Origin of the sequence: Streptomyces calidiresistens (assembly GCF_014141525.1) — a bacterium.
Lineage (GTDB): Bacteria > Actinomycetota > Actinomycetes > Streptomycetales > Streptomycetaceae > Streptomyces > Streptomyces calidiresistens.
This window is the reverse complement of the sequence record NZ_VKHS01000583.1, coordinates 1-3585: the sequence shown is the minus strand read 5'-3', so window position 1 is coordinate 3585 and position 3585 is coordinate 1. Positions and strand designations below refer to the sequence as shown.

General features: G+C 77.3%; 3 protein-coding genes. All 3 read right to left on the bottom strand.

Going from position 1 to position 3585, the window contains the following annotated elements:
• Positions 1-1672 (bottom strand): DNA-3-methyladenine glycosylase 2 family protein (locus FOE67_RS19980; RefSeq protein ID WP_194444489.1); only part of this gene is annotated, 1672 nt, incomplete at its 3' end.
• Between the two features lie 177 nt (positions 1673-1849).
• Complete coding sequence (locus FOE67_RS19975) at positions 1850-2317, bottom strand: PPOX class F420-dependent oxidoreductase (RefSeq protein WP_182666219.1); 468 nt, start codon at positions 2315-2317, stop codon at positions 1850-1852.
• A 127-nt stretch (positions 2318-2444) separates the two neighbouring features.
• A partial coding sequence (gene rsgA / locus FOE67_RS19970) for a ribosome small subunit-dependent GTPase A (RefSeq protein WP_228474077.1) occupies positions 2445-3585 on the bottom strand: 1141 nt, incomplete at its 5' end.

Sequence of the window (3585 nt, the reverse complement as noted above, 5' to 3'; positions counted from 1 at the left end):
GGGGACGGGAGGCCGGCGCCACGGGGTCGGCCGCGTCGGGGGTCGGTTCCGGCTCGGTGGGCTCGGTGGGGTCGGTCGATGCGGCGGGCGCCGGGTCGTCCGGATCGGCCGCGAGGCACCACAGGTGGTGCACGGCGTAGCTGCGCCACGGCCGCCAGGTCCCGGCGAGGGTATCGGTCGCGGCGGGCTCGACGCCCAGCCGGGCGAGCCCGGCGCGGATGCCCGCGTCCCCGGCGGGCAGTACGTCGGGGTCGCCGAGGGCGCGCATCCGCAGGTAACCGGCGGTCCAGGGGCCGATGCCGGGCAGGGCGAGCAGGGCGCGTTCGGTCTCCTCCCGGTCGGCGCCGGGGTCCAGGCGCACCCGCCCGTCGGCGAGCGCCCCGGCGACGGTGTGCAGGGTGCGACGGCGGGCGCCGGGCAGTCCGGGCAGGTCCTCGGGGCCGAGGGGAGCGGCGGCCAGCGCCTCGGCGGTCGGGAAGAGGTGTGTCAGGCCGCCGTCGGGCGCGGGCAGCGGGGTGCCGAGGGCCTCGACGAGCCGGCCGGTGAGGGTGCGGGCGGCGGCGACGGTGACCTGTTGGCCGAGCACCGCCCGGGCGGCGGCCTCGACGGGATCGACGGCGCCGGGTGAGCGCAGGCCGGGGCGGAGCCGTACGGCGTCCGCGAGCAGGGGGTCGGCGCCGAGGCGTTCGGCGACGGCGAAGGGGTCGGCGTCCAGGTCGAGCAGGCGCCGCACGCGCTGGACGGCGGCGGTCAGGTCTCGGTGGTCGGTCAGCCGCAGCAGGATCGGCAGCCGGCCGCCGGCGGTGCCGCTCCCCTCGCCGGGTTCCGGTCCGCTCTCCCGCAGCGCCTCGTCCTCGCGGATCTCCAGCACCGCGTGGGCGTGTGGCAGGGGCAGGGTGCGGCGGTAGCGGCGGGCGCCGGGCGGACCGGAGGTCTCCTCGATGCCGGGGACGGCCCGGCGGATGAGGAAGTCGAGGAGTTCGCGGACGGCGAGCGGGCCGCGGTGGGGCAGCCGCAGGCGCAGCTCCTCCCCCGCCGGTGGGGTGGCGCCGGTTTCCGTCGCGATCGGGGACGTACCGGCGGGCCGTCCACCGCCGCCGGCGCGGCGGCGGGCGCGGCCGGCGGCGGCGCGCAGTTCGCCGGGGGTGCGGTCGTGCAGTTCGCGGATGGTGTCGTTGAACTGCCGGACGCTGGCGAAGCCGGCGGCGAACGCGATCTCGGTGATGGGCAGTTCGGTGCTCTGCAGCAGCAGGCGGGCGGTGTGGGCGCGCTGGGCGCGGGCGAGGCCGGCGGCGCCGGCACCGAGTTCGGCGACCAGTCGGCGTTGCAGTTGGCGGGGGCTGTACCCGACGCGGTGGGCGAGGCCGGGGACGCCCTCGCGGTCCACGACGCCGTCGGCGATCAGCCGCACGGCGCGGGCGACGACGTCGCCGCGCAGGTTCCACTCCGGGGAGCCGGGTACGGCGTCGGGGCGGCAGCGTCGGCAGGCGCGGAAACCGGCGGAGGAGGCGGCGGCGGCCGAGGGCAGGAAGCGGACGTTCTCCCGCTTCGGGGTGCGGGCCGGGCAGCTGGGGCGGCAGTAGATGCCGGTGGAGGTCACGCAGGTGAAGAACACGCCGTCGAAGCGGGCGTCCCGCCCGCGCACGGCCGCGTACCTGGTCTCGTCGTCCATCACGCCTTCGAGTCTGCCGCTCCCGGGCGCCCGCGTCCGGCGGAAATCGGACACCGATCATCGCGGTCCGTCCGACCGCTCCCGACGGCGGGGGAACGGTCACGGGGCCGCCGGCGCGGGAGGCTCCTCCCGCACCGGCGGCTCCGCGACCGGCCACGGCACCGGACGGTCGGCGGTTCAGTCCTCGGCCAGGCGGGCGGGGAAGCCACCGGTGGCGACCGGCCCCCAGCGCTCGGGGACGATCCGCAGCAGCGACTTGCCCTGGTTGACCATGGCCCGGCGGTACTCGGCCCAGTCGGGGTGCTCACCGGAGATGGAGCGGTAGTACTCCACGAGCGGTTCGACGGCGTCGGGCACGTCCAGGATCACGGCGGTGCCGTCGATCTGGACCCAGGGACCGTTCCAGTCGTCGGACAGGACGATGACGCTCGCCCTGGGGTCGCGGCGCAGGTTGCGGGTCTTGGCCCGCTCGGGGTAGGTCGCGACGACGATTCGGCCGGCGGTGTCCACCCCGCAGGTCACCGGGGATGCCTGGGGTTCGCCGTCGGCGCGGCGGGTGATGACCAGGGCCCGGTGGCGGGGCCGGACGAACTCCAGCAGGTCCTCGCGGCTGACGCGGGTGTTGGTGGCGATCGAGGGAGTCATGGCGACGACCCTACGGCGGGTGGGGGACGGTTCCGGCCGGCGGCACGGTGGTCCCGGCCCGCCGACCGGGGCCCGTTCGCTCACGGCGAACAGGCCCCGGGGCGGGCGTCGGTGACGGCGTACCGGATCACCGGCGGTCGGTTCGGCCCCCGAGTCCGTACTTGCGGGTCAGGTTCTCCTCCATCACCCGGTGCCGCTGCCTGAACTCCCGGCGCCGGCCGGCGCGCAGGCGGGCGTCGGTGCGGGACGCCTCCCATGCCTCCTCCCGCAGCAGTTTGCGGTAGCCGTCCAGCCGGCGCCCGGACAGTTCCCCCCTCTCCACCGCGTCGAGGACGGCGCAGCCGGGTTCGGCGGTGTGGGAGCAGTCGGTGAAGCGGCAGCCCTCGGCGTGCTCCTCCACGTCCGCGAAGGTGCGTCGGATGCCCTCGCGTGCGCCCCACACGCCGACGCCGCGGATGCCGGGGGTGTCGATGAGCACCCCGCCGTCGGGCAGCGGGAGCAGGTCCCGGCTGGTGGTGGTGTGCCGGCCGCGTCCGTCGGCCTCCCGGATCCGGCTCACCCGCTGTTCCTCCCGCCCCAGCAGCGCGTTGACCAGGGTGGACTTCCCCGCGCCCGAGGGGCCGACGACCACGGATGTGGCCTCGGCCAGGAGGTCGGCGAGTGCCGGCAGCCCGTCGCCGGTCCGGGTGGAGACGGCGAGGACGGGGGCGCCGGGCACCACGGTCGCGGTGTCGGTGACCGACTGCGCGGGCTCCGGGGCGAGGTCGGCCTTGGTGAGGACGACGACCGGTTGGGCGCCGGCCGCCCACGCCAGGGAGACCAGGCGTTCGGTCCGGGCCGGTACGGGTTCGGCGTGCAGGGAGACGGCGACCACCACGCGATCGACGTTGGCGGCGAGCGCCTGCGCCCCGCTGCGGCGGCCCGCGCCGGAGCGCAGCAGGACGGTGCGGCGGGGCAGCAGGGCGTGCAGCCGCCATCGGCCGTCGGGCAGCGGGGCGAGGACGGCCCAGTCGCCGGGGCAGGGCGGCGCGGTCGGGTCGTCGGGGCGGACGACGCCGGCGGGGGTGTCGGCGTGCTCGACGCGCACCGGGCCCCGGTCGGTGATCAGGCGGCAGCCGCCGCGATCGACGCGTACCACCCGGCCGGGGACCAGGCCCTGGCCGGCGTACGGCGAGAAGGCGTCGAAGACGTGGTCGTTCCAGCCGTATCGGAGGAGTTCGCCCTGCTCGGTGGTGTCGGGGAGGCCGGGCGCCCCGGGGGTCCCGGGG

What these genes read in the sequence shown, in the direction of transcription:
- FOE67_RS19975 (WP_182666219.1), bottom strand. Translation starts at nt 2,317, where the DNA reads ATGACTCCCTCGATCGCCACCAACACCCGCGTCAGCCGCGAGGACCTG.